15 protein-coding genes and 1 riboswitch are annotated in these 26084 nt (G+C 72.9%); of the genes, 10 read left to right on the plus strand and 5 right to left on the minus strand.

The genetic code is table 11. From position 1 onward, the window contains the following. The first annotated feature begins 1 nt into the window (after position 1). Genes ACWCPW_RS17060 through ACWCPW_RS17075 form a run of 4 tightly spaced genes read left to right on the plus strand, consistent with a single transcriptional unit; the run spans position 2 to position 12457 of the window. On the plus strand, positions 2-3193 hold the full coding sequence (locus ACWCPW_RS17060) for a non-ribosomal peptide synthetase (protein ID WP_449762340.1): 3192 nt from the start codon (positions 2-4) through the stop codon (positions 3191-3193). Then, positions 3190-6513 carry an amino acid adenylation domain-containing protein gene (locus ACWCPW_RS17065; protein ID WP_449762341.1) on the plus strand — a complete coding sequence of 1108 codons (3324 nt, stop codon included), beginning with the start codon at positions 3190-3192 and terminating at the stop codon, positions 6511-6513. Before ACWCPW_RS17060 ends, ACWCPW_RS17065 begins: the two co-directional genes overlap by 4 nt. Then, positions 6510-12254 (plus strand): non-ribosomal peptide synthetase/MFS transporter, encoded by a 5745-nt coding sequence (locus ACWCPW_RS17070; RefSeq protein ID WP_449762342.1) that lies wholly within the window; start codon positions 6510-6512, stop codon positions 12252-12254. The genes ACWCPW_RS17065 and ACWCPW_RS17070 overlap by 4 nt, the downstream gene beginning before the upstream one ends. After that, positions 12251-12457 carry an MbtH family protein gene (locus ACWCPW_RS17075; RefSeq protein WP_449762343.1) on the plus strand — a complete coding sequence of 69 codons (207 nt, stop codon included), beginning with the start codon at positions 12251-12253 and terminating at the stop codon, positions 12455-12457. The genes ACWCPW_RS17070 and ACWCPW_RS17075 overlap by 4 nt, the downstream gene beginning before the upstream one ends. Before the next feature lie 47 nt (positions 12458-12504). Here the strand turns inward: ACWCPW_RS17075 and ACWCPW_RS17080 are convergent, their stop codons facing one another. The 5 genes from ACWCPW_RS17080 to ACWCPW_RS17100 form a co-directional block, all read right to left on the minus strand. Next, a complete protein-coding gene (locus ACWCPW_RS17080; protein ID WP_449762374.1) occupies positions 12505-13074 on the minus strand; it encodes a Uma2 family endonuclease in 570 nt (189 codons plus the stop codon). 254 nt (positions 13075-13328) lie between these two features. Continuing rightward, a complete protein-coding gene (locus ACWCPW_RS17085; RefSeq protein WP_449762344.1) occupies positions 13329-14477 on the minus strand; it encodes a tryptophan 7-halogenase in 1149 nt (382 codons plus the stop codon). Between the two features lie 61 nt (positions 14478-14538). Then, complete coding sequence (locus ACWCPW_RS17090) at positions 14539-16515, minus strand: LodA/GoxA family CTQ-dependent oxidase (protein WP_449762345.1); 1977 nt, start codon at positions 16513-16515, stop codon at positions 14539-14541. Between the two features lie 251 nt (positions 16516-16766). Next, entirely contained in the window at positions 16767-17876 is a 1110-nt protein-coding gene (locus tag ACWCPW_RS17095) for a prenyltransferase/squalene oxidase repeat-containing protein (protein WP_449762346.1), read from the minus strand. Between the two features lie 154 nt (positions 17877-18030). Continuing rightward, positions 18031-18101: riboswitch (cobalamin riboswitch) on the minus strand. A 322-nt stretch (positions 18102-18423) separates the two neighbouring features. Beyond that, the gene (locus ACWCPW_RS17100) at positions 18424-19731 is read right to left on the minus strand and encodes an acyl-CoA dehydrogenase family protein (RefSeq protein WP_449762347.1); all 1308 of its coding nucleotides are present in this window, start codon (positions 19729-19731) and stop codon (positions 18424-18426) included. Between the two features lie 387 nt (positions 19732-20118). Here ACWCPW_RS17100 and ACWCPW_RS17105 point away from each other — a divergent pair, with 387 nt between their 5' ends. The 6 genes from ACWCPW_RS17105 to ACWCPW_RS17130 all read left to right on the plus strand — a co-directional run bounded on the left by ACWCPW_RS17105 (position 20119) and on the right by ACWCPW_RS17130 (position 26058). Beyond that, positions 20119-21156 carry a dipeptidase gene (locus ACWCPW_RS17105; RefSeq protein ID WP_449762348.1) on the plus strand — a complete coding sequence of 346 codons (1038 nt, stop codon included), beginning with the start codon at positions 20119-20121 and terminating at the stop codon, positions 21154-21156. Beyond that, a complete protein-coding gene (locus ACWCPW_RS17110) occupies positions 21153-22298 on the plus strand; it encodes a M20 family metallopeptidase (RefSeq protein ID WP_449762349.1) in 1146 nt (381 codons plus the stop codon). Before ACWCPW_RS17105 ends, ACWCPW_RS17110 begins: the two co-directional genes overlap by 4 nt. After that, positions 22295-23080 carry a GNAT family N-acetyltransferase gene (locus ACWCPW_RS17115; RefSeq protein ID WP_449762350.1) on the plus strand — a complete coding sequence of 262 codons (786 nt, stop codon included), beginning with the start codon at positions 22295-22297 and terminating at the stop codon, positions 23078-23080. The genes ACWCPW_RS17110 and ACWCPW_RS17115 overlap by 4 nt, the downstream gene beginning before the upstream one ends. Before the next feature lie 28 nt (positions 23081-23108). Further along, positions 23109-24209, plus strand: a complete 1101-nt coding sequence (gene menC, locus ACWCPW_RS17120) for an o-succinylbenzoate synthase (protein WP_449762351.1) — start codon at positions 23109-23111, stop codon at positions 24207-24209. 356 nt (positions 24210-24565) lie between these two features. Continuing rightward, positions 24566-24958, plus strand: a complete 393-nt coding sequence (locus ACWCPW_RS17125; RefSeq protein WP_449762352.1) for a hypothetical protein — start codon at positions 24566-24568, stop codon at positions 24956-24958. Positions 24959-25212: 254 nt separating this feature from the next. Continuing rightward, complete coding sequence (locus tag ACWCPW_RS17130) at positions 25213-26058, plus strand: isocitrate lyase/PEP mutase family protein (protein ID WP_449762375.1); 846 nt, start codon at positions 25213-25215, stop codon at positions 26056-26058. Positions 26059-26084: the final 26 nt, after the last annotated feature.

Here is a 26084-nt window from a genome sequence, read left to right on the forward strand (position 1 = left end):
GATGCGCAAGTCCCAGCCGGTATCCCTGCCGCCGGAACCCGTCCACCGCGCCCCGGTCTCCCCGGCGCAACACGGCATCCGGTTCACCGAACTCGCCGGTGGCACCGGCACCGCACACCACATGCCGCTCGCCATCCGCTTCACCGGCGACCTCGACGCGTCGGCCCTGGCCGACGCGTGCGACGCGCTCGTGGCCCGCCACCCGGTCCTGGGCGGCGCGCTGCGCGAAGCCGACGGCGAACTGTGGCTGGTTCCCGCCGCCGACCCACCCCGCCTGGTGACCGAGCGGCTCGCCGGCACACCGGCGAACCTGCGCGAGGCCGCGACGGCGGAGCTGATCCGACGCGAGACGGTGCGCCCGTTCGACCCCGCCATCGGCCCGCTGGTGCGCTTCACCCTGATCGACGCCGGCACCGGGCCCCAGGTGTTGCTGATCGTCGCCCACCATCTCGCCTTCGACGGCGGCTCCAAGGACATCCTGGTTCGCGAACTGGCCGCGCACTACACCGCGTTCACCACCGGCACCAAGCCCGACCTGCCCGCCCTCCCGGACCCGGCGGATCCCGCCGACGCCGAGCGCGGCGCCCGCGAGGCGGTGGACTTCGCCCGCCGCGTCACCCTGGCCAAGTCCCGATTCGCCGCCGAGCCGCAGGAGCCGCCCGGCGTGGTGCTCCCCGGATCCGGACGCACCGGCACCGGTGGCGGCCCCGGCGCGGCCGTGCCGATCCCGGTGGACGACGAGCTGCGGCACGGCATCGCCGACACCGCCGAATCGCTGGGCGTCAGCTCGTTCGCGCTGCTGCTGGGCGCGCTGCACGTGCTGCTGTGGCGCTACGGCAACGAACACCCCACGGTCGCCGTCGACCTGGGCACCCGCACCCCGCACACCCGGGACCGGATCGGTCCGTACGTCAACGAACTCCCGGTCCACACGGTGCCTTTGCCGGACATGCCGTTCGGCGCCTTCGTCCGGGCGCTGCGCGCGGACCTGCGCGGGTTGTACACGGTGCGCGACGTGCCGCTGGGCCGCGCGGTACCCGGCCTCACCCCGCGGCCGGCCCTGGCCCCGGTGTCGATGAGCTATCGCCGCCGTACCGAGGTGCCCGGCTTCACCGAGTTGCCGGCCTCGATCGACTGGACCATGTTCAACGGGTCCGCGCGCGGCGACCTCCACCTGCAATGCCTGAACGACCCCGACCGACTCACGCTGACCCTGCACTACGCCGCCCGGGCCCTGGATCCGGGCACGGCACTCGACATCGCGGACCACCTCACCACCGTGCTGCGGGCGATCGTCGCGGACCCGGACACCGCGTTGTGCCGGCTCGCGCTGCTGTCCGACCGCGAGCGGGCCGCGATCCTGGGCGACTGGAACGACACCGCCCGCGAGCACGACCCCGCCACGCTGCCGCAACTGTTCGCCGCGCAGGTCGCCCGCACCCCGGACGCGCCGGCGGTGCACTGCGGCGCCGAGCGGCTGACCTACGCCGACCTGGGCGCGGCGGTGGACGCGGTCGCCGAGCGCCTGCGCGCCGCCGGGGTCGGCCCCGGCGACCTGGTGGCGGTCTGCGTGCGGCGCACCGCCGCGCTGCCGACCGCCCTGCTGGGCGTCCTGCGGACCGGCGCCGCGTACCTGCCGCTGGACCCCGAGTACCCCTCGGCGCGGCTGGCCTCGGTGCTCGGCGACTGCGCGGCGACGATGTTGCTGACCGAGCACGACCTGCTCACCCGATTCCCCGAACACGCCGCCGGCGCCCTGCTGATCGAGGAGATCGGGACTCCGGCGGCGGACGCCGAGGGGCCGTGCGCGCCGCCGCGCCCGGGCGACCTGGCCTACGTGCTGGCCACCTCCGGCTCCACCGGACGGCCCAAGGGCGTGGAGATCGAGCACGGCGCGCTGGTCAACCTGCTCGCGTCGATGCGCGACATCCTGGGCGGTGATCGCGACGCGGTGTGGCTCGGACTGACCTCGGCGTCCTTCGACATCTCCGCCCTGGAACTGTTCGTGCCGCTGATCACAGGCGGGCGACTGGTGCTCGCGCAGGACGGCGAGGTGCGCGACGGCGGGGCGCTGCTGCGGCTGATCCGCGCCGAACGCGTCACGCACGTGCAGGCCACCCCGTCCGGCTGGCGGATGTTGCTCGACGCCGGCTTCCGCGAGCCCGCCGTGCTCGCGGTCGCCGGTGGTGAGGCGCTCCCGGTACCGCTGGCCCGGGAACTGCGCCGCCGGGTGCGGCGGTTGGTCAACGCGTACGGCCCGACCGAGACCACGGTGTGGTCCAGCGTCGCGGAGATCGGCATGGACGAGGACCGGGTGAGCATCGGCCGCCCGATCGCCAACACCCGGATGTACATCCTGGACGACGAGTCGCAGCCGGTGCCGGTCGGCGTCGCGGGCGACCTGTACATCGGCGGCAGCGGAGTGGCCCGCGGCTACCGACACCTGCCCGGCGTCACCGCGGACCGGTTCGGGCCCGACCCGTTCGGGCCGCCCGGCGCCCGGCTGTACCGCACCGGCGACCGGGCCCGCTACCGCGCGGACGGCCGGATCGAGTTCCTCGGCCGGGTCGACCACCAGGTCAAGATCCTCGGCCACCGGATCGAACTCGGCGAGATCGAGGCCGCGCTGCTGGGGCATCCGCAGATCGCGGCGACCGCCGTGCTGGCCCGGCAGGACGCCGCCGACGGCCCGCGCCTGGTCGCCTACCTGGTACCGCGCGGCGGCCCCGCCCCCAGTCCGGCCGAACTGCGCGTGCACCTGGCCGCGACCCTGCCGCGCGCACTGGTACCCGGCGCCTACGTCGTGCTGGAGCGCCTGCCGCTGACGCCCAACGGCAAGTTGGACCGGGCCGCGCTGCCCGCTCCGCCGCGCCTGCGCACCGCGGAGTCGCATCCGGGCCCGGCGCTCGCCGGCGACGAGCGCGGCGGACCCGACCCGGAACACGAGTCCGGTGATCTCGGCACGACCGCCGAGATCACCGCGATCTGGCGCGAAGTGCTCGGCCTGGACGACATCCGCCCCGACGAGGACCTGTTCGACCTGGGCGGGCACTCGCTCACCGTCACCCGCATCGGCGCCCGGATCCGCAAGCGCCTGGGCGTGGACGTACCGCTGCACGTGTTCTTCGAATCCCCGACCATCACCGGACTCACCAGCGCGGTCTCCGCGATGCGAAGCGAACGGCGGCCATGAACAACCCCTCTCCGACCCACGATCCGCACACCCACGGGCAGCCGCCGGCCGAGCGGCCCGCCAACCGTCCCGAACCGGGGCGGACCGAGCACCTACCGCTGTCCGCGGGCCAGGAACGGCTCTGGCTGCTGGACCGGATCAACCCCGGCGACGCCGCGTTCAACATGTTCCAGGTGCACCGCCTGCGCGGCCCGCTGGACGCCGACGCGCTCGAACGCGCCCTGGCCGAACTGGTCGCCCGGCACGGCAGCCTGCGCGCCGCCTTCCCGGACCGCGACGGCGTACCCACCCAGGTGATCGGCTCGCCCGGCGGCTTCGTGCTCGAACGCGTGAGCGTCGACGGCGTCCCGGGCGAACGCGAGCGCCACGCCCGCGAACTGGTCGCCGAGCGCACCAACCAACGGTTCGACCTGGCCCGGGGCCCACTGCTGCGGGCGAGCCTGCTGCGCCTGGACGACGCCGCACACGACCACGTGTTGTGTCTGATCCTGCATCACATCGTGGCCGACGGCTGGTCGATGAATGTCCTGGACGCCGAGTTGGCGGCGCTGTACCGGGCGTTCACGTCCGGGCAGCCCTCCCCGTTGGCCCAGCCGGCGCTGAGTTACGGGGACTACGTACGGCGGCAGCGCGAACTCGTCGACTCGCCCGGATTCCACGCGCGACTGGCCTACTGGACCGGGCAACTCGCGGGCGCGCCGACCCTGGACCTGCCCGCCGACCGCCCGCGCACTCCGGGCACCCACACGGCGCGCGGCGGCACCGTCACCCACCACCTGCCGGCCGGGCTGCGCACCGGGATCGAGCAACTCGCGCGCCGCGAGAAGGTCACGCTCTACATGACCCTGCTCGCCGCGTACCAGACCCTGCTCTCGCGCTACTGCGACCAGGAGGACGTGTGCGTGGGCTCGCCGCTGGCGGGCCGGGACGAGGAGGAGTACGAGCCGCTGGTCGGCTACTTCCTCAATACGCTGGTCCTGCGCGGGAGCACCGCCGGGGACCCCTCGTTCCGGGCCTTCCTGGCGCGCACCCGCACGGTGGCGCTGCAGGCCTACGAACACCAGGACGTGCCGTTCGAGCGGCTGTTGGGCGCCCTGGACGTGGAGCGCGATCCGGACAGCCCGCCGGTGTTCCAGACCATGCTGACCCTGCGACCACCCGCCGGACCCGGGCTGCGGCTCGGCGAGGTGCGCGCCGAGGTCTTCGAATCGGGTTTTCGCCAGGCGAAGTTCGACCTGGCCCTGGAGGTGTGGCCGGAAGGAGACGAACTCGTGGTCGAGTTCGTCTACGACACCGAACGGTTCGTCCCCGAGACCGTCGCCCGTATGGCCCGCTGCCTGGAGACCCTGCTCGAAGGCGCCGTGGCCGACCCGGACACGCCGCTGTCCCGGCTGCCGCTGCTGCCGGCGACCGACCGCGCGCGGGTGCTGGCCGGCGCGGCGGGTCCGCCGCTCGGCGAATGCCGCGACCCGGTCCTGGCCTTCGAGGTACAGGCGCTGCGCACCCCGCACGCCGACGCGGTCGAGTCCGGTGACCACCGGATCGACTACGCCGAGTTGCACGCCCGGGCGAACCGGCTGGCCCGGGTGTTGCGGCGCGGCGGCACCGGGCCGGACTCGGTGATCGCGGTGTGCGCCGAGCGCTCGATCGAGACGATCGTCGCGCTGCTGGCCGTACTCAAGGCGGGCGGCGCCTACCTGCCGGTGGATCCCACCCTGCCGGCCGAGCGGATCGCCTACATGCTCGCCGACAGCGGCGCCGAACAACTGTTGTGCCGGGCCGAGTTCGCCGACCGGTTCGCCGACTTCGGGTGGCCGGTACTGCCATTGGACGGCGCCGGAGCCGACAACGGCGAGGGAGACGGGGCGCAGGCGCAGCCGCTCGCGCCGATCGCCGGCCCCGAGGACCTCGCCTACCTCGTCTACACCTCCGGCTCCACCGGCCGGCCCAAGGGCACCCTGATCACCCGTGCGGCGTTGGCCGCCCGGCTCGCCTGGATGCGCGAGCGCTACCGGACCGGCCCGGGCGACCGGGTCCTGCAATTCGCCTCGTTCGGCTTCGACACGCATGTCGAGGAGGTCTATCCGACCCTGCTCGGCGGCGCGACGCTGGTGCTCGCGCCCGCCGACGCGCTGTTGCCGGACTTCTTCGGCACGGACGCGGGTCGCACGCTGACCGTGCTCGACCTGCCCACGCCGTACTGGCACGAACTGGTCGCGCAGACACCCGGCCTGCCGTGGCCGCCGGCGCTGCGGCTGCTGATCATCGGCGGCGACCAGGCCGACGTGGCCTCGACGCGGCGCTGGCACGAGGTGTTCGGCGATCGGGTCGACCTGGTCAACACGTACGGCCCCACCGAGACCGCGGTCATCGCCACCTCGGCGACCCTGGCCGGCCCGCTTGCCGAGCCGTGGGACGGCACCCGTCCGCCGATCGGCCGGGCCCTGGCGAACACGCGCGTGCACGTGCTGGACCGGCACCTGGAACCGGTGCCGCCCGGAGTGCCCGGCGAACTGTGCGTCGGCGGCATCGGGCCGGCCCGGGGCTACCTCGGCCGCCCCGGCCTGACCGCGCTTCACTTCGTGCCCGATCCGTACGGACCACCCGGCGCGCGGCTCTACCGCACCGGCGACCGCGCCCGGCAACGCCCGGACGGACAGTTCGAGTTCCTCGGCCGAACCGACCACCAGGTCAAGCTGCGCGGCTACCGGATCGAACTCGGCGAGATCGAGGCGGCCCTGGTCGCGCGGCCCGAGATCGGTCAGGCGGCCGTGCTGCTGCGCGAGGAACGGGGCGATCGACGGCTGGTCGCCTACCTGGTGCCCCGTGCCGACGCCGCGGTCCCGGATCCGGACGCGGTGCGTGCCGCGCTCGCCCGGACGCTGCCCGCCTACCTCCTGCCCGCCGCCTTCGTGGTGCTGGCCCGCCTGCCGCTGACCGCCAACGGCAAGCTGGACCGGGCCGCGCTGCCCGCACCCGAGCAACGGGCCACCCCGGAGGCGTCCTTCGTGGCCCCTCGCGGCAGCGCCGAGGAACTGGTCGCGCAGACCTTCGCGGAGGTGCTCGGCCTGGAACGCGTCGGCGCGCTCGACGACTTCTTCGCGCTCGGCGGGCACTCGCTGCTGGCCACCCGGGCGGTGGCCCGGCTCGGCGCGGCGATCGAACTCACCGTGCCGATCCGCGCCCTGTTCGCCGACCCCACGGTCGCCGGGCTGGCCGCCTCGGTCGAGGAACTCCTGGTGGCCGAACTGGCCGCGCTCTCCGAGGCGGACGCCGAACGACTGGTGCTGGACCAGGCCGAGACGGGAGACCCGCGATGACGCTCACCCCGGCGCCGCCGACCCGGCCGGGCGAACTGTCCGCCGCCAAGCGCACCCTGCTCGAACAGCGGCTGCGCAGATCCGCGACGACCGCCCCGGCGTCGATCCCGCGCCTGCCCGAAGGCGCGGAAGTACCACTGTCGTCCGCGCAGATCCCGCTGTGGTTCATGGAGAACCTCACCCCCGGGACCGCCGCGTACACCATTCCGTTCGCGCTGCGTCTGCGCGGACGGCTCGACGAGGACGCGCTGGAACGCGCGTTGAACGCGCTGCCGGCCCGGCACGACAGCCTGCGGACCACGTTCGCCACCAGCGCGGACGGTCGACCGGTGGCCACCGTGCACCCGCCGACGCCGATCACCGTCGCCCGGCACTCGCCCGACGGCGACCTCGACGCCCAGGAGCGCGAGCGATGGGCGGCGGCGCTGGTGGGCGCGGAGTTCGCCCGGCCGTTCCACCTGGAGGTGCCGCCGCTGCTGCGGGCCGCGCTGGTGCGGTTGGACCGGGAGGACACCGTATTGGTGGTGGTCCTGCACCACCTGGTCGGCGACGGCTGGTCCGTGCACCTCCTGGTGAACGAACTGATGTCCGACTACAACGCGTTCACGGCGGGCCGGGAGTCGAAGGTGCCCGCGCCGACGGTGCGCTACGGCGACTTCGCGGCCTGGCAGCGGGAGCGGTTGGCCGGTCCCGAAGGCGAACGCGCCGCCGCGTACTGGCGGGAGCGGCTGGCCGGGGTCGGCACGCTCGCCCTGCCCACCGATCGACCCCGCCCGGCCCGGCAGACCTTCGCCGGAGACGCGCACACCTTCACCCTCGACACCGAACTCGCCGCCGCGATCGCCGAGTCGGGGCGCGCACACGGTGCCACCTCCTATATGACGCTGCTCGCCGCGTGGCAGGCGGTGTTGTCCCGGCACGGCGGACAACGCGACTTCGCGGTGGGATCCCCGATCGCCGGACGCCCCCATCCGGACCTGGAACCGATGGTCGGCATGTTCGTGAACATGCTGGCCATGCGGGCACCGCTGGACGGGGACCCCACCTTCACCGAACTGCTGGGCCGGGTCCGGGAGAGCTGCCTGGACGCGTACGCCCACCAGGACCTCCCGTTCGACCGGGTGGTCCGCGACCAGAACGTCACCCGCGACGTCGGCCGCACGCCGCTGTTCCAGGTCACCTTCGCGCTGCAGAACTACGGGCGCGGCGAGCGCGGCTTCGCCGGGCTCACCCACGACTGGTTCACCGGCGACTCCCGGGTCACCCGGTTCGACCTGAGCCTGTTCGTGTTCGAGACCGCGACCGGGATGCACGGCCTGCTCACGTACAACACCGACCTGTTCGACGCGAGCACCGTGGCCCGGCTGGCCGGGCACCTGGAGACCCTGCTGCGCGCGGTGGTCGCCGATCCGCGGACGCCGCTGTCCCGGATCGACCTGCTCGGGCCGACGGAGCGGGCCCAGGTCACCACCGGCTGGAACGACACCGCCGCGCCGCCGCCCGAACACCCGACGCTGACGGCGGCGATCGAGGCCGAAGCGGCCCGCGCTCCGCGTGCGCCTGCGGTGACCTACCGGGGCGAGACGCTCACCTACGGTGAACTCGACGCGCGCGCCGCCCGGCTCGCGCTCCGACTGCGCGGGCACGGGGTCGGCCCGGAGACACCGGTGGCGCTGTGCCTGGAACAGTCGCTCGACCTCGCGGTGGCCGTCCTGGCCGTGCTCAAGGCGGGTGGGGCTTACCTGCCGCTGGATCCCGAACAGCCGGTCGAGCGACTGGCGTTCATGCTGGCGGACGCCGACGTGCGGGTCCTGGTGACGGACACGACGCTGCGCGAGCGCACGGCGGGCCACCCCGGCACGGTGATCCTGCTCGATCGGGAACCGGACACGACCGACGCCGAGGAGGCCGGCCCGCCACCCGTGCCGGCCGGGCCGGGGAATCTGGCCTACGTCATCTACACGTCCGGATCCACCGGCCGGCCCAAGGGTGTCGCGGTGCAGCACCGCGAGGTGCTGTCCTATCTGGACGGCGTGCGCGAACGATTCGAGGTGGCGCCCGGGTCGGTGCACGGCCTGGCCCAGTCGTTGTCCTTCGACTTCGCCATCACCGCGCTGTACCTCGCCTGGACCACGGGCGGCGAACTGCACCTGATCCCCAAGCGGTTGTCCGGCGCGGAGTTCGCCGAGCACCTGAAGCGGCATCCGGTCGACTACCTGAAGATGACACCGTCCCATCTGGCCGGCCTGGCCGCCGAGGTCGGTCCGGAACGCCTGCTGCCCCGACGGTTGTTGATCTTCGGCGGCGAGGGCTCGTCCTGGGAGTGGACGCGGGACCTGGCCCGGCTCGGGAGGTGCGCGGTGGTCAACCACTACGGGCCGACCGAGACCACGGTGGGCGTGACCACCTACCGGGTCCGTCCGCAGGACGAGCCCACCCGCACGGTGACGCCGATCGGCCGACCGTTGGCGAACACCCGGGTGTACCTGCTCGACGAGCACCTGGAACCGGTGCCGATCGGGGTCACCGGCGAGATCCACATCGGCGGCGAGCGGTTGGCGCGCGGCTATCTGGGGCAACCCGGGGCGACCGCCGATCGGTTCGTGCCCGACCCGTTCGGACCGCCGGGCGCCCGGTTGTACCGCACCGGCGACCTGGGCCGGTATCTGCCCGGCGGCGACGTGGAGTTCCTGGGTCGCAGCGATCAGCAGGTCAAGATTCGCGGCTATCGGGTCGAACCGGGCGAGATCGAGGAGGCGTTGCGCGCCCAGCACGCGGTCGGGCAGGCCGTGGTGGACGCGCGTGGCCCGGCCGGCGCGCAGCGGTTGATCGCCTACCTGGTGGCGGCCGAGGAGCATCCGGGCGAGCCGCCGGCCCCCGCCGAGCTGCGCCGCGAACTGTTGGTTCGGCTGCCCGAGTACATGGTGCCGTCCCGGTTCGTATGGCTGGACCGGATGCCGCTGAAGGCGCACGGCAAGGTGGATCGGGCCCTGCTGCCCGAACCGGACGCGGGTGCGGGCGCGGGCGACGCGGAGCGGGTGGCTCCGGCGGGCGCGACCGAGGAGGTCCTGGTCGGGATCTGGACGGCGGTCCTCGATCTCGCCTCGGTCGGCGTCACGGACGACTTCTTCGAGCTGGGCGGGCATTCGCTGCTGGCGATGCAGGTGTTGGCCCGGCTGCGCAAGGCGCTGCCGCCGGGCAGTCGGCAGGTGAGCCTGCTGGAGTTGTTCAAGCACCGCACCATCCGGGAACTGGCCGCGTTGATCGACCGCCCGGGCGGCGCGGACGAACCACGTTCGCTGCTGCACGAGTTGACCCGTCCCGTACCGCTCGCACAGCGTGTGCTCTCGCTGGTGTGCGTGCCCTACGGCGGCGGCAGCGCGGTGGTGTACCAGCCACTGGCCGACGCGCTGCCGGCCGGCCACGCGTTGTACTCGGTGGCGATCCCCGGCCACGACCTGTCCATGCCCGAGGCACCCCGGCCGATCGAGGAGGTGGCGCGGGAGTGCGTGGACGAGATCCTGGCCCGGGTCGAGGGACCGTTGGCGCTGTACGGCCACTGCGGGGTGGGCAGCGCGCTGACCGCGCAGATCGCCCACCTCCTGGAGGAGTCGGGGCGCACGTTGGAGGCGGTCTACCTCGGCGCGATCTTCCCGTTCGCCCGACCCGAGGGCGGCGTGCTCGGCGCGCTGTCCCGGTTCGCCGGACTGGAGCGACTGCGCGGTGACCGGGTGCACCTGAACTGGCTCACCTCGATGGGTGCGGACCTGGGCGACCTGGACGAGGAGCAGGTCACCTTCATCGTCCGCAACATGCGCAAGGACGGCCGGACCTCGGAGGAGTATTTCACCCGGCGGATGGCCGAGGGCATGCGGCCGTTGGCCGCGCCGGTGATCTCGGTGATCGGCGAGCGCGACCCCAGCACCGAGTTCTACCAGGAGCGCTACCGGGAGTGGCACTTCATGGCCGCCTCGACCGCCCTGGTGGTGATCGACGAGGCCGGCCACTACTTCCTGCGCTACCGCGCGGACGAACTGGCCGAGATCGTCACCGCCACCCACGAGGCGGTGGCCCGGGACCGGACCGAAGCGCTGACCCGGGCGGCGCGCGGTGAGGACGCGGGTTGGTGGCTGGACGGGGTCTCCGGCCCGAACGTCGGGGCGGGATCCGCGGACGGGGCGGGATCCGCGGACGGGCCGGGGTTCGCGGACAAGCCGGCATTTGCCGACCAGCCGGCATTCGCGGACGGGCCGGAATCGGATCACAGGCCGGGATCCGCGGACAAGCCGGGATCCGCAGTCGAGGCCACACCGTCGCGCACACCGGCGGTACGGCCGAGCATGGGCCGGTTCATGGCGGTGGCGCTCGGACAACTCGCCTCGATCACCGGGTCGGCGCTGACCGAGTTCGCCATCCCGATCTGGATCTATCTGCGCACCGATTCGCTCACCCAGTTCGCGTTGTTCTCGGTGCTGGCGCTGGTCCCCGGGATCGTGGTCGCGCCGCTGGCGGGCGCGGTGGTGGACCGCAACAGTCGCCGCTCGGTGATGCTGGCCGCGGACTGCGCCGCCGGCGCGGTGCAGGTGGTGATGGCGCTGCTGTTGTGGGGCGGCCATCTGGGCGTGGGCGCGGTGTACGGGCTCCTGGTGGTGTTGTCGGTGACGGCGACGTTCCAACGCCTGGCCTACAACTCGGCGGTTCCGCAACTGGTGCCCAAGCGCTACCTCGGGCACGCCAACGGCATCGTGCAAATGAGCACCGGGATGGCGCAGTTGGTGGTGCCGCTGATCGCGGTCGCGCTGCTGGCGAGCATCGGACTCGGCGGAATCCTGGTGATCGACATCACCACGTTCGTGATCGCGGTGACGGTGGTCGCGTTCGTGCCCTTCCCCGACACGATGGCGCAGACCCGGCGCGAGAGCATGGTGAAGGAGATCGCCAACGGGGTGCGCTACTCGATGGGGCACGCCGGATTCCGCACGATGCTGCTCTACTTCGCGCTGCTGAACGTCTTCCTCGCGCCGATGCTGGTGCTGATGACGCCGCTGGTGCTCTCGTTCGGATCGGTACACACCGCGGGCGCGGTCGGCGTCGCGGCGGGCGCGGGCGCGCTGCTCGGCGGCCTGGCGATGGGGGTGTGGGGAGGCCCCCGGCACCGCCGGATGCACGGCATCCTGCTGGCCACCGTGCTGATCGCGGTGTTCGCCTTCGTGGCCGGGCTGCGGCCCTCGCCGGTGCTGGTCGGCGTCGGCTTCTTCGGGGTGTTCTTCGGACTGTCGCTGCTCAACGGCATCTACGCGACGATCATCCAGGTCAAGGTGCCGCAGCGGTTCCACGGCCGGGTGATCGCGCTGAACACGATGGTGGCCTGGTCCACCCTCCCGCTGGGCTTCGGCGTCATCGCGCCGCTGGCGGTACACCTGCTCGAACCACTGTTCACCGCGGACGGCGCGTTGGCCTCCAGTGTCGGCCGGGTGATCGGCGTCGGCGAGGGCCGCGGCACGGGTTTCCTGTACCTGCTGTGCGCGTCGGCGATGATCCTGCTCGCGCTCGCCTCGTTGCGCCACCGGGTGATCGCACGCTTCGACGACGACGTCCCCGACGCGATGCCGGACGACCTGATCGGCATCGAGGAACGCCGCCGGAAGCGCGCGAACGCCGCACCCCCATCGCCGCTCGCCCGGAAGTCCCCCGCGTCCGATCCCGACAGCGAACCCACATCCGAACTGGAGAAGGTATGACCACCGACGAACCCCCCGAGCGCCACTGCCGAGTCGTGATCAACGACGAGGAGCAATACTCGGTCTGGGCCACCGACCGCGACATCCCACCCGGCTGGCGCGCGGAAGGCTTCACGGGCACCCGCCCGGCCTGCCTGGCCCACATCGACAAGGTCTGGACCGACCTCCGCCCCCGCAGCACCCGCGAAGCCACCCAGCCCTGACCCGACCCCCGGCGGTGGGCCCACGGGCCCACCGCCGCAGCGGCGCGTCAACGAACCAGGTCCAGGAGATCCTCGGTCTCCAACATGAGGTCGACGGGAGCCGGGAGGTGCACGGGCTTGCCGAAGGGGCGCTTGACGATGGTGGTGTAGGTACCGTTCGCGGGGTCGCTGTGCAGGACGGTTTCGCAACTGTCACGATCAACCAGCAGATAGATCGGAATATCGGTTTCAGCGTATGCGCGAGGTTTGTCCGCACGATCCCGACGGTCGGTATCCGGGTCGAGGGACGTGACCTCTACGACCATGAGCACCGCTGCGGGATCGGCCCACTCGCCCTGCCCGACGAAGCTGCGCTTGGGGGCGACGGCGCAATCGGGGCGAGCCCGGCCCTTCCGATACTTTTCGATCTTCAGGCCACGTGCGGGGTACACCGAAAGCGTGCGCTGCTGTCGCGCGAATTCTTCGATGAGCCAGACGACGAATTCGTCGTGGTCGCCGTCGGGCATAGCCTTTACTCCCACCCTGCCGCCGATGAATTCCAGTCGTACCGACTCGGCGGTGTCGCGGGCAATGCCTTCGAACTCCTCGACGGGCATGCCTGCATGTGCGGTCACCATGCTCACCGATGGCCTCCGTCCCTGTGGCTCGCGTCGCGTCATGTCTCCATGATTACCGCCGACCACACATCGGGCCATCAACCAGGCCGATATGTCGCCGTCGGGTCGAGACCGTACGCATGCACGTGGCCGATGGTCCTGATTCCGGGCGAGGCTCACCCGAACGAGTGAGTTGACGACGCTGTGAAACACCTCGACGGGTAATGACGGTGCTCCGGCGGCCGTCGTTCGCCCGCCGGTGTCACATCGCGCCCTCAGGCGTCGGGTCCGGCGGGCTCGAGCCATCCGGCGGTCGGAGGCTGGTGCCTTCGTTGCCAGAATGGGCGGTCCGGCCAACGGCGTTCGGCGGCGTATGCGGCGTGGTGGTTGCGGCGGTAGGCGTGGAGCAGGTCCGCGACGCGGGCTCGGTAGGTGTCGGGCGCGTCCGGGCGACCGGACAGGCACGCGTGCACGGTGTGGCCCGCGCTCAGGCCGGTGTACAGCGCGGTGAGGATGCCCTGAGCGGACAGCGGGTCGAAGGCGACCGCCGCGTCGCCCGCCGCGACCCAGCCGTCGCCGCAGACCCGATCCAGATGCGCGCCGTGCGCGGGCGCCCGACGCGGCATCGCGTCCTTGGGTACGGGCCACCCGGAGAGCCGTCGGGCGACCTGCGTGGTTTCCCCCAGCAGCGCACGGAAGCCGGCCGGTTCGCCCGCTCGCGCGGCGGGCAGGTCGGCGTCGGTGAAGTACGCGAGCAACCGCCGATCGCCGGGCAGCAACGCGGTGTACCACCAGCCGTCCGCGCCCGCCTCGACCAGCGTGCTCGCGTCGGTGTCGGGAGCGGTGGGGCCGGCCAGGGTCAGGTGCGTCGCGACCAGCGCGTCGTGCGTACGCCGCCGCGCGCCGCCGCTGCCGGTGGCGACCGTGGCCCGGCGTCCGGTCGCGTCGACGATCCAGTCGCAGACCACCCTCTCGCGCCGGGCGGCCCGACCCAGCGGCACCGACCAGGTGCCGTCCGCATGGCGCGCCGGCGCGCCGACCGGGGTGTGCTCGGCGACCTCGGCACCGGCCGCGCGGGCACGTTCGCGCAGCCGGCGGTCGAACAGCGCGCGATCCAGGTGCCGGCCGGGCCCGTTCGGGTCGCTGATGGCCGAGACCGTGACCGGATGCGGCGAGCCCCACGCGGACTGCGTGGCGTAGCAGGCCAGATGCCCCGGCGCGGTGTCGGCGTCGGCGAGGCCCAGATCGGCCAGCAGCGTCCGGGCCGCGCCCGGCAGCGCCTCGCCGACCGCCGGCGGTCCGGTGCCCACGTCGGCGAGCAGGACGCGCCGGCCCGCGCCGGCCAGGGTGATCGCGGCCGCCGAGCCCGCCGGCCCGCCACCGGCGACCACGACGTCGTAGCGCCGGCGGCGGACATTCGGCATCCGGAGCCCGGTCACGGCGACTTCGCCCCCGCCCCCGCCCCCGGCCCCGACTCCTCGACGATCAAGGTGTGTCCAGATACGGATCGATGTTGTCCACGTAGCCCACCGTCACATCCGGCCCGAGTTGCCCCGTCGCCTCCGCCACCGCGCGCGTGACCGCGTCGGCGACCACCGGCTCCGGCACGTGCACGTTCACCAGGTTGTTGGCGTCCGAGGCCTGGTCGAACGGCGGTTGCGGCGGCGACTCGACCTGCATCCGGGCCGGGAATCGGCCGTCGCCCACCGTGTAGGGCCGCACCTCGACGATGCCGAGCTTGTACCAGCCGTCCACCATCTGCCGGCGCTGCGCCTCGGGCGTGGTCCCGGTCAGCCCGCGCAACCACACGGCCCGGTGCGCGAACGCGGCCTCGCGGTCCGGCACTCCGCCGCCGTCCGGGCGGTTGACCTTGTCGTAGTCGCTCTCCTTGAGCACGTGGTTGGGCACCCGTGCGGGCCAGAACGTGGGCACGTACGGGTCGTAGCGCGGCCCGAGCCCGGCCTGCGACTCGTAGCCGGCCCGGCACCCGGCGGTATCGGTCTGCCAGGGCACCGCCATCCACCGGCTGAGGTCGCCCGGACCCTGCGCGTGCAGCGGACCGTTCGCGGCCAGCGCCGCGTCCGGGGTGAGCGTGGCGCCGTAGTCCGGATCGGGCTCGCCCTCGGCCCGAAGCCGGATCCGGAACGGCTCGGTGAACATGGACGCGTGCCGGATCGGCCAGGTCAGCTCGATCCCGGGATGGAACGCGTCCGCCACACAGAAGTCCAACGCGGCCCGGTCCAACAGGCCCGGCTGCGCCGCCGGCGGCGCGTCCTCCACACGATGCGGGTAGCCGGCGAACGGCGTCGCGTCGAAGTCCCCTCGCGACCAGGCGAGCAGCAACCTGTCCTGGGTCGGCGAGAGCGTCATGTACTGGCGCACCGTCCTGGGCACACTCGCCATGCCGTCCCCGTACAACCACGGCCACGGCATCGGCGACTTGCCGTCGCGCCCGTAGTCGCGCAGCGCGGTGTACACCTGCCGGCGCAGCTCGCGATGCTCGGGCGCCGGACTCGACAACCGGCGCAGCGCCTCGGGCGCGAGGAAGTAATCGGGCCCGGCCCAACCGAACTTGGCCGCGAAACCGGCGTTGACCCACTGGAGGTCACAGAACCGGCGCAGGATCGGTTCGATGTGCTCGCCGAAGGAGACCCGGGCCGGGAAGGGCAGTTGGCCGGTGCCGACGAACACGTCGAAGAGCAGGTCGTAGAGGGTGCGGATGGTCCGCACGTCCGGGGCGAAGTTGGGCGGCGCGACCACCACCCACGCGGGATCCACCGGGACGCGCACGCCGCCGATGGTGACCGTCGCGGTGACCGGGCCGTCGGAGATGTCGTCGTACCAGCCGTCGTTGTTGGTCACCGAGGCGAGCGGTGTGTGGTCGGGCGATCCCGAACTGCCGAGCCCGCCCAACACGACCAACCGGCCGTGCTCGTCGGTGCGCATCTCGCCCAGCGGGACGTCGACCCGGCCGAGGAACCGGCCGCCGGTGAACGGCACTCGGCCGCCCGCGGCGGCGTCGAGCGTCTTGCGGCCGGGGTCGATCACGAGCGAGTCGCGATCGGCCACGCCCGGATTGCGCCGGACGGAAGGCCTGGCCGCCGGATCCCGGGAATCGGGGATGTCCAGCGGCAGATGGAACTGGTACCAGCCGGCCTTGCGGTTGGCCACGTGCACGCCCCACGTGATCGTGGTGCCCGGGTCGGTGACGGTCACCTCGCGGACGACCCGCCCGTCGGCGGCGTGGCCGTACAGCCGGAAGCGCGCCGCCTGGCGCTTGATCGCGCCGTCCTGGTCCTTGGCGAAACCCGGCGGAAGGGGCTGCGGGTCGGGGGTCTCGGGTCCGTAGTACCAGCCGTCCGGGCGGGTGCTGTTGCCCACGCGCGCGATGCCGATGGCCGGATGGATCCGTACTCGCACGATGGCTTCGTCCGCTCGCCTGTCGCCGTTCCGGTCGCTCACAGCACTCCCGTTGCTCTCGTCGGGCCCCGCCGGCGCGACGCGCCCACGCGGGCGGGCCCGTTCGGCGCGGAACGCGCACGCCGTGCGCGCAACTCCACGCTGGCGAACCGGGATCGCCCGGCGCAAGGGCCGCCCGGGTGACACCACCGTGATCGGCACCCGGCATGCCGTGGGCTTGTACGCGCCGCCCCGCGCCGCGCCGTCGGCCTCCGTGATCGGCGGCCGACGGCGCGGGCGAACCGGATCGCGGGTCAGGACGTGGGCGAGGGGCAGCGCAGGTTCGGCGCGTCCGGTCGGGCGCCCGCGGCGCTCAGCCCGGCGAAGCCGGTGCCGGCCAGACCCAGTACCGCCTGGGCGGTGGCCCGGGTGGCGGTGGACGGGTCGAATCCGGTGGCGTCGTACGCGATCGCGCCACGCGTGGCGGGCGTGCCCGAGCAGGGGACCTGGCGCTCGGTGATGAAGTGTCGCGCGGTCAGCCCGGGCAGCACCCGCCACGAGGACAGCAGCGCCTGCGCGGCCAGGCCGGTGCTGTTGGCGTTGGAGGTGCCGGCTCCGGGAGTGCCGAAGCCGCCGTCCGCGAGCTGGTGGCCCACCAGCCAGTTCAGGCCGGCCGCCGCCTCCGGCAGACGGCCGGTGGCGGCGAGCGCCTGCACGCTCATCGCGGTCGAATCCGCGTCGCTGGTGCAGGTGGGCTTGCCGAAGTCGAGCGGGAACCCGCCGTCCGCGCAGTGCGCGCCGGCCAGGAAGTCGACCGCGCCGGCCGGTGCGCCCGCCGGCGTGCGGTCCAGGGCCAGCAGCGCGAGGGACTGGCTGAACGCGTTGCTGTAGTCACCCCACGGCGAGAGGTCGGTGAACCGGCCCGAGGGCTGTTGCAGCGAGCGCAGCCGAGTCGGCAGGTCGACGCCGCCGAAGCTGCTCGGGTTCGCCCCGCGCACCTCGGCCGCGAGCAGCAGCTTGGCGGTGGCGCCGGCGTACGCGTTGGTGGTGCCGTCGCCGATGTAGCCGGAGAGTATCTCCGGGCGGGCCAGCCACGTGGTGGCCTTGGCCGCGTTCTGCTCGGCCACCCCGGCGGCGGCGAACGCGAGGATCGCGTCGATGGTCAGACCCTGGTCGGGGTAGGTGACCCCGTCGAAGGTCGCCTCGAAGCGTTCTCCGTCGACGAGTTGCCGGGCCAGCCAACCGGCGGCGGCCTGGGTGCGATTGCCGGCCGGGATCGAACCGGCGGCCGTCGGCGCGGAGTTCGTCGGGGCGGAGTTCGCCGGGGCGGCGGAGGCGGTCGCCGGGACGACGGCGGTCGCCGCGGCGAGGAGCAGACCGCCGAGCAGGGCGGAGATCTTCCGGCCGGATCGGGTGAGCGTCATGGCGGAGCCTTTCCGGGCCTGCGACGCGGCATGCCCGGCGGACACGCCGCGCGTTCGACCGCGACCCGGAGGGCGACACGGCCTCGGCACGGCGGCGCGAGGGCTCCGCCCCGTAGACCACGACGGGGAATGGAGATGGAACGCTCCGGCCCCAGGCATTCGGGCTCGCCGTCACGCGGACGGACCACCGCTGCGGGTCAGCGCCGGATTCGCACCGGACTTCCCCTGCGGCCGAAGATGACGCGGGTCGCCCCGCCCGGACGGAGCGGGCGCGGCGGGCCCGGGAGCGGACGTCGCCGTCGCGCCGAAGATCCTCGGGCGAGACGCTGCGCACTCTACGGACAGTTCGCGGCCGAGGGTAACTCGCTTTCCGGCCAAGGCTGCACGGGCCGCGGCTCCGGAACCCGGCCGCGCCGAGCCCGCGGGACGAGCCTGGGCCCGCCGAGCCCCCGGGACGGTCCTGGGCCCGCCGAGCCCCCGGTCGGGTCGGCCACCACCCCGGGCGGGTCCGAGCCCGCCGAGATCCCCCACCCGGCCCCGAGGCGGCTCAAGGACCCACAGCGGCCAGGGCCGACGGGCCACACGAAGCCACCGGCGCCGCACCCGAACCCGCACCTGTACCCGTGCTCACGGTCGCACCCGCACCCGCACCCGAACCTGTACCCGTGCTCACCGTCGCACCCGCACCCCCACCCGCACCCGAACCTGTACCCGTGCTCACCGTCGCACCCGCACCCCCACCCGCACCCGGACCACCGCCCCCGCCGCCGGCGCCCGCACCCCCACCCTTCCCCACCGGCGCGATCCGCCCCCGCAGCGCCGCCGCCTCGCGCGCGTAGCGCCGCACCGGGAACTCGTCGGTGTCCGCCTCCGCCCCCAGGATCCGCACCGCGGCCGCGGTCGCCCCGAGCGCCGCCTCGACCGCCGCCGACTGGGCCACCGACGCCTGGCGCGTGTACGAGATGCCCGCGTCGCGCCGGCGGGCCGCGTCGAGGTAGATCGCCCGGGCGGAGTCGACCGCGCCCGCGGGCTCGGCCAACAGGTGCCGATCGCCTCCGCCGGCGAAGTCGCCGACCACGTCCAGCGCGGCCTGGGCCAGTCCGGTCGCGCACGCCGCGGTGCCCAGGCGGCCCGCGTCCAGCAGGTCGAACGCGATCCGCAGGCCCCGACCCGGTGCGCCGATCAACCGCTCGGGCTCCAGGTACACCCCGTCCCAATAGGCGGTCGTGGTCGGGATGGCACGCAGCGCGGCCGTCGGTTCGGGCGCGCTGAAGTAGAGGTACTCGTCGGCGCCGGGAGCCAGGAAACAGGAGATGTCCGGTCGGGCCGAACCAGTGCGGGCGAACACCGTGTGGAAGTGCGCGCGGCCCCCGTGCGCGACGGCGAGCTGGGTGCCCTGGAGCAGGTGCCCGCCGCGAGTGCGTTCGGCCCGGCAGGTGACCGCGGAGGGGTCGGCGCCCACGTGCGGCTCGGACCGGCTGCCGCCGCCGGTCAGCGCGCCGTCCAGCATCCCGGGCAGCCACTGCTCGTGCTGCGTCGCGCCGCCGTGCACCGCCGTCGGCAGGCACGCCAGCGTGTGTACGTCCAGGGCGCCGGCCACTGCCACCCAGCGGGCCGCGAGTTCCTCCAGCACCTGGAGGTAGACCTCGTACGGCTGACCGCCGCCGCCGTACCGGACCGGGTAGGGCAGGCCGGACAGGCCCGCCCGGCCCAGGGCGGCGAACAGGCCGGTGGGATAGCTCGCGTCGGCCTCGCACCCGGTCACCCGGGGCGCGAGTTCCCGGTCCGCGAACGCCCGGGTCCGGGCGATCAGGTCGTGGGCTTCGTCGGTGGGGAGCAGGCGATCGACGGGCACGGGCGCATCCCTGGGGTGGACGGTCGGGCCGGGTGGGGAGTCCGGGTCATCGGGGGGACGACCCGAGCCGGGCCGGCGGCGTGGACCGGCCGGACCGGGCCGGGGGATACCGGGACACCTGCGCACGGTAGGTGCCCGGCCGCCGGCCCGGGATCGTCCGGCGCGACAAAGCCGAGCCGGGTTCTTCGTCGGGGCCCACCTATGGGTCCGAATCCTGCTTTCGCGGGGGTCGGATCCGGTGATGAACCGTCGATATCGAAGCGAGGCGATCACACTGTGGCTTGGTGCCCCGTGACGGAAAGTGTCGCCGGCATTGGCCGTTCGGACGAAGCACCCGGTGCGCGGCGCGGCCTAGCGTCGATCACACATCGACCGGAAGGACGCGACATGAGCGCCGAGCTGCACACCCGTGCCGTCGTGGCGGACACGCACAACGACCTCCTGATGGCCGTGGTCGAACGACCACCAAGCCGCTGGGCGAGTTTCTTCCGGGAACAATGGCTGCCCCAGCTTCGCGAGGGCGGGGTGGACATCCAGGTCCTGCCGGTGTTCGTGGACGACCAGTTCCGCCCGGAGGGCGCGCTGCGCCGGACACTGCGGATGGTCGAGTGCGCGCACGCGATCGCCGAGGGCAACCCGGACGAGGTGCGGCTGTGCCTGGACGGCGACGACATCGACGCGGCGCTGGCCGACGGCAGGATCGCGCTCGTGCTCGCGTTGGAGAGCGCGCCCGGCGTGGACGCCGACCTGGAACTGTTCCGCACGCTGTACCGCCTCGGCGTCCGGGTCGCCTCGATCGCGCACTGGGGCCGCTCCGCACTGGGCGACGGCAGCGGCGAGGACGCCACCGGCAGCCGGCTGACCCACGCCGGTGTCGAGGCGCTGCGCGAGATGGAACGGCTCGGCATCGTGTTCGACATCTCCCACCTGGGGGCCGTCGGCGTCGCACACGTGTTGGAACAGGCGACCCGTCCGCTGATCGCCACCCACTCGGGTGCCCGGGCGTTGTGCGACCACCACCGGAACCTGACCGATGAGCAGATCCGGGGCGTGGCCGCCGGCGGCGGCGTCGTGTGCGTGAACTTCGTGCCCGACTTCCTGTCCAGGGACCGGGACAGGCAGAACATCGACGGGCTCGTCGACCACATCGAGCACATCATCGGCCTGGTGGGTGTCGACCACGTCGGGATCGGCCCCGACTTCCTGCGCGAGGTGCTCGCCGACATCACCCCGCCGTGCTGCGAGGGCGTCGACTACACCGGCGTGGACACCACCAGCGAACTGCCCGGGCTGAACGGCCCGGCCGAACTTCCCGCGCTCACCGAGGCGTTGGTGCGGCGCGGACTGGGTGAGAAGGAGATCATGGCGATCCTCGGCGGCAATGTGCACAGGTTGTTCCGTGCCGAGCTGGGCCTGGCCCGATGAGCGGCGCGACGGCCGGTTCGGCGGCCGCTTCCCCCGTGTTCGACACCGACGCGATGCTGGCCGACCTGGCCGAGCTGGTGCGGTGCGAGTCCTTCTCCGCCGATCTGGCGGCGGTGGCGCGCAGCGCGGACGTGGTCGCCGCCCAGGGTGCGCGTCACCTCGGCGTGCCGCCGCGCCGGATCGTGCTGGACGGGGTGACCCACCTCCAGTGGACGTTCGGCACCCCGCGCGTCCTGCTGGTCGGGCATCACGACACGGTCTGGCCGATGGGCTCGTTGGCCACCCACCCGTGGTCGGTCGTGGACGGGATCGCCCGGGGGCCGGGCGTCTTCGACATGAAGGCCGGCCTGGTCCAGATGTTCCACGCGCTCGCCTCCCTGCACTCGCTGGACGGCATCGGTGTGCTGATCACCGGCGACGAGGAGGTCGGCTCGACCACCTCGCGCACCCTGATCGAGGACTCGGCCCGCGGTTGCGCGGCGACCTTCGTGCTGGAGGCGTCCGCCGACGGCGGGGCACTGAAGACCGGGCGCAAGGGCGGCTCCCAATACGAGTTGGTCGTGCACGGCAAGGCCGCGCACGCCGGCCTGGAGCCGGAGAAGGGGATCAACGCGGCGATCGAGGCCGCCCACCTGGTGCTCGCGCTCGGCGGCCTGGCCGATCTGGCGGACGAGGGCGCCTTGGACGGATGGCGCACCACGGTGACCCCCACGGTGGTCGAGGCGGGCGCGGTGTCCAACACCGTCCCGGATCGGGCCCGGGTGACCGTGGACGTACGGGTGCCCACGATCAAGGCCCAGGAGCGGGTGGACGAGTTGATCCGGGCGCTGCCCACGACCGTGCCGGGTGCTCGGATCGAAGTGCTCGGCGGTCCCAACAGACCCCCGCTGGAAGAGAGTTCCTCCAGCGCGCTGTTCGACCTCGCGGACCGGGTGGCGAGTGGCAGCGGTCTGCCGCCGCTGCGCGCCGCGGCCGTCGGGGGTGCCTCCGACGGCAACTTCACCGCCGGCGTCGGTTGCCCGACCCTGGACGGCCTGGGTGCGGTCGGCGGCGGTGCGCACGCCGACCACGAACACGTGATCGTGTCCGAGTTGGCGCCGCGTGCGCTGCTGCTCGCCGGTCTGATCGAGGCGGTCCGATGAGCGCCGTGGTCATCCGGGAGCTGCACGAACTCCACGAACTCGAGGACGCGTTCACCCTGTTCTGCGAGATCTGGGGGACCGGACCGGGCAACGCGCCGATGTCCGTCGAACAGATGCGCGCGCTCTCGCACGCCGGGAACTACGTCGCCGGGGCGTACGCGGAAGGGCGCATCATCGGTGCCACCGTCGGGTTCTTCGGCGCTCCCATCGCCCGCACGATGCACTCGCACATCACCGGCGCGCGCCCCGGCCACGCGGCCGGGTTCGCGCTCAAGCTGCACCAGCGCAACTGGGCCCTGGCCCGCGGTGTGACCCGGATCACCTGGACCTACGATCCGCTGATCCGGCGCAACGCACACTTCAACGTGACCAAGCTTGCCGGTCGTCCGGACGGCTACCTGCCCAACTTCTACGGCTCGGTCGACGACGCGATCAACGGCGGCACCGACACCGACCGGGCGCTGGTGATCTGGGACCTGTCCGACCCCAGGGTGGTCGCGGCCGCGAACCTGACACCGATCCCGGTCGTGGTACCCGCGGGTGCGGTGGTCGCGCTGTCCGTCGACGGCGACCGGCCGGTCCCGGGCCGGACCGACGCCGACCACCTGCTCGTCGAGCTCCCCGCGGACATCGAGGAGTTGCGGCGTACCGACCCCGGCGTCGCCAAGGACTGGCGGATCGCCCTGCGCGAGGTGCTGGGCGGCCTGCTGGCCGACGGCGCGCGGGTGATCGGCTTCCAGGACAAGTCCCGCTACGTCCTCACGCGCGACACCGCCGCGTGACCCCCCAACGATCAGGAGTCCAGGAACCATGAAGATCACCGGAATCGAACTGCGCCGGATCGCGATGCCGTTGCGCGCGCCGTTCCGCACCTCCTTCGGCGTCGAGACCGCACGCGACATCCTGCTGCTCCGCGTGGTCACGCCGGAGGCGGAGGGGTGGGGCGAGTGCGTCGCGATGTCCGATCCGCTGTACAACTCGGAGTACGTGGACGGCGCGGTCGACGTGCTCAAGCGCTTCTTCATCCCCGCGCTGCCGGAGCGGGTGGACGCCCTGTCGGTCAAGCGGGCGCTGAAGCCGTTCAAGGGCCACAAGATGGCCAAGGCGGCGCTGGAGACCGGCGTACTGGATGCCCAACTGCGGACCGCCGGGCAGTCGTTCGGATCGTTCCTGGGTGCCTCCCGGGACCGGGTGCCGTGTGGGGTGTCCGTGGGGATCATGGACTCGATTCCGCAACTGCTCGAATCCGTCGGGGAGTTCGTCGACGAGGGCTATGTGCGGATCAAGCTGAAGATCGAGCCGGGCTGGGACCTGGCGCCGGTGCGCGCGGTGCGTGAGCGGTTCGGCGACGACCTGCTGCTCCAGGTGGACGCGAACGCGGCGTACACGCTGGCCGACGCGCGTCAACTGGCCAAGCTGGACGCGTTCGACCTGCTGCTGATCGAACAGCCGCTGGCCGACGACGACCTGGTCCAGCACGCCCAATTGGCCAAGCAGATGCGCACGCCGATCTGCCTGGACGAGTCGATCGAGTCGGTCGAGGACGCCGCGGCGGCGATCACCCTGGGCTCCGCGTCGATCATCAACATCAAGCCCGGTCGGGTCGGCGGCTACCTGGAGGCCAAGGCGATCCACGACCTGTGCGTGGCGCACGGCGTACCGGTGTGGTGCGGCGGCATGTTGGAGACCGGACTGGGCCGGGCCGCCAACGTGGCGCTGGCCGCGCTGCCCGGCTTCATCCTCCCCGGCGACACCTCGGCCTCGCGTCGCTACTACGCCACCGACATCACCACGCCGTTCGAACTCGCCGACGGCCACCTCGATGTGCCCACCGGCCCCGGCGTGGGCATCGACCCGATCGTCGACATCCTGGACTCGGTGACCACGTCCAGCGAGTGGATCAAATTCTGAGACACCCGACGGCGCCCGGTTGTTCGACCGGGCGCCGGCGGTGCGCGAATCGGTACGAAGGCATCCGCCGACCGGGCGCCGTCGTCCGGGGACCGGTCCTCGGCATCCGCATCATGAGACGCGTTGGACGGCGCGGGGCGGGTGTGCCAGGTTCGATGTCATGCGACGTCGGATGATTATTACCGGCAGCGTGCCGACACCGGGCTGACCAGGCGACCACTTCCCTGCGGCCCACCGTCCGCACGCAGACCTCTCGCGCTTCGCGAGGGGTCTTTCTGTTTTCCCGGCTCGGCCCTGCCTCCGACGCTCGTCGACGCCACTTGATCCCCCGCACTGCGACAGGAGAACAGCGACTCATGGTTGACGACGGCACCCAGGTCCTCGAAGCCCGCCGGTTCGCGAAGTCCGCCCCGAGCCTTGCCGAACCCGCCCCGAGCCTCGCCGATCCGGCCCCGGCCGCAGCGCCGCCCGCCGTACCCGCACCGGCCGCCGCGCCCGGGGGCGGCGGGGTCGATCCCGTCGACGGGACCGCCCGGCTGGTGGCCCGGATGCGCCACGGTCACGGCATGCTCGCCCGGGTCGCCACCACGCTGAACAACCACGGCGTACGCCGACTCACCTATGTGTCCACCGAGTTCGGGTCCGCCACCGTCGAGGTCACCGTGCTCGCCCGGGACGCGGCCCGGGTCGAGGCGAGACTGCGCCGGATGGTCGAGGTGGTCGAGGTAGACCGGGCGCCCGCCACCTGACCGGCGCGCGAGCGTACGCCCGCGGCACCCGCGGCACCCGCCCGCCCCGCCGCACTCGCCGACCGCCACGCGATACACCCACCAGGACGGGCGGTTGGTCAGGATTGACATGAATCAACCGAGATCTCCATACTGTTTGTGTAGTCGCGTGACTACACATGGCGACCGGTCCTTCGGGCGACCGCAAGTGCTCCGCCCGCTTCGGAGACGTGTCGGGTTCGACCGCGGCCCCGCGCCCGACCCTCGGAGAACTCGTGCTCTACGGCAGCGCATTGCGAGACGACCTGGCCCGAGGGCGGACCACGCCACTGGTCGGCATCCACGACATGTACTCCGCGTCCTTGGCGGCGAGCCACTTCGACGGCTTCTTCGTCTCCGGCTTCGGCTTCGCCGCCTCGTACTACGGGCTGCCCGACATCGGCTTCATCGCCTGGCCCGACATGGTGGCCTTCGTCGAACGCCTGCGCCTCGCCTTTCCCCGGAAGCACCTCCTGGTCGACATCGACGACGGGTACGGCGATCCCGAGGTGGCCTGCCACGTGGTGCGGCGGCTGGACCGGGCCGGGGCGTCCGGGGTGATCCTGGAGGATCAGGCGCGGCCCCGGCGCTGCGGCCACGCCGACGGCAAGCTGTTGCTGCCGCTGGAGGACTACCTGGACAAGCTGACCCGGGTCCTGGACTGCCGCGGCGACCTGGTCGTGGTCGCGCGCACCGACGCCACCGAGCCGGACGACATCCTGCGCCGCGCGAAGGCGCTGGCCAAGACCGACGCGGACGTGGTCCTGGTGGACGGCGTGCGCAGCGTCGAGTGGATCCGCCGGATTCGCGCGGCGGTCGCGGACAAGCCGCTGCTGTTCAACCAGATCGCGGGCGGCAAGTCGCCGCGGCTGTCCCTGACCGAACTGGCCGACCTGGGCGTGGACGCGGCGATCTACAGCACACCGTGCCTGTTCGCCGCGCACGCCGCGATCGACACCGCGCTGGCCGAACTGGTCCGGTCCGACGGCCGGTTGCCCCCACCCGACGGCCCGTCCGCGGTCGGCGTCCGAACCGCCACCGAACTCCTGGAGCGAAACCTCGGCACCCGACACCCGGAGTGACCGTTCGCATGTGACCCGGATCACCT

It is taken from the genome of Embleya sp. NPDC001921, from assembly GCF_053594475.1.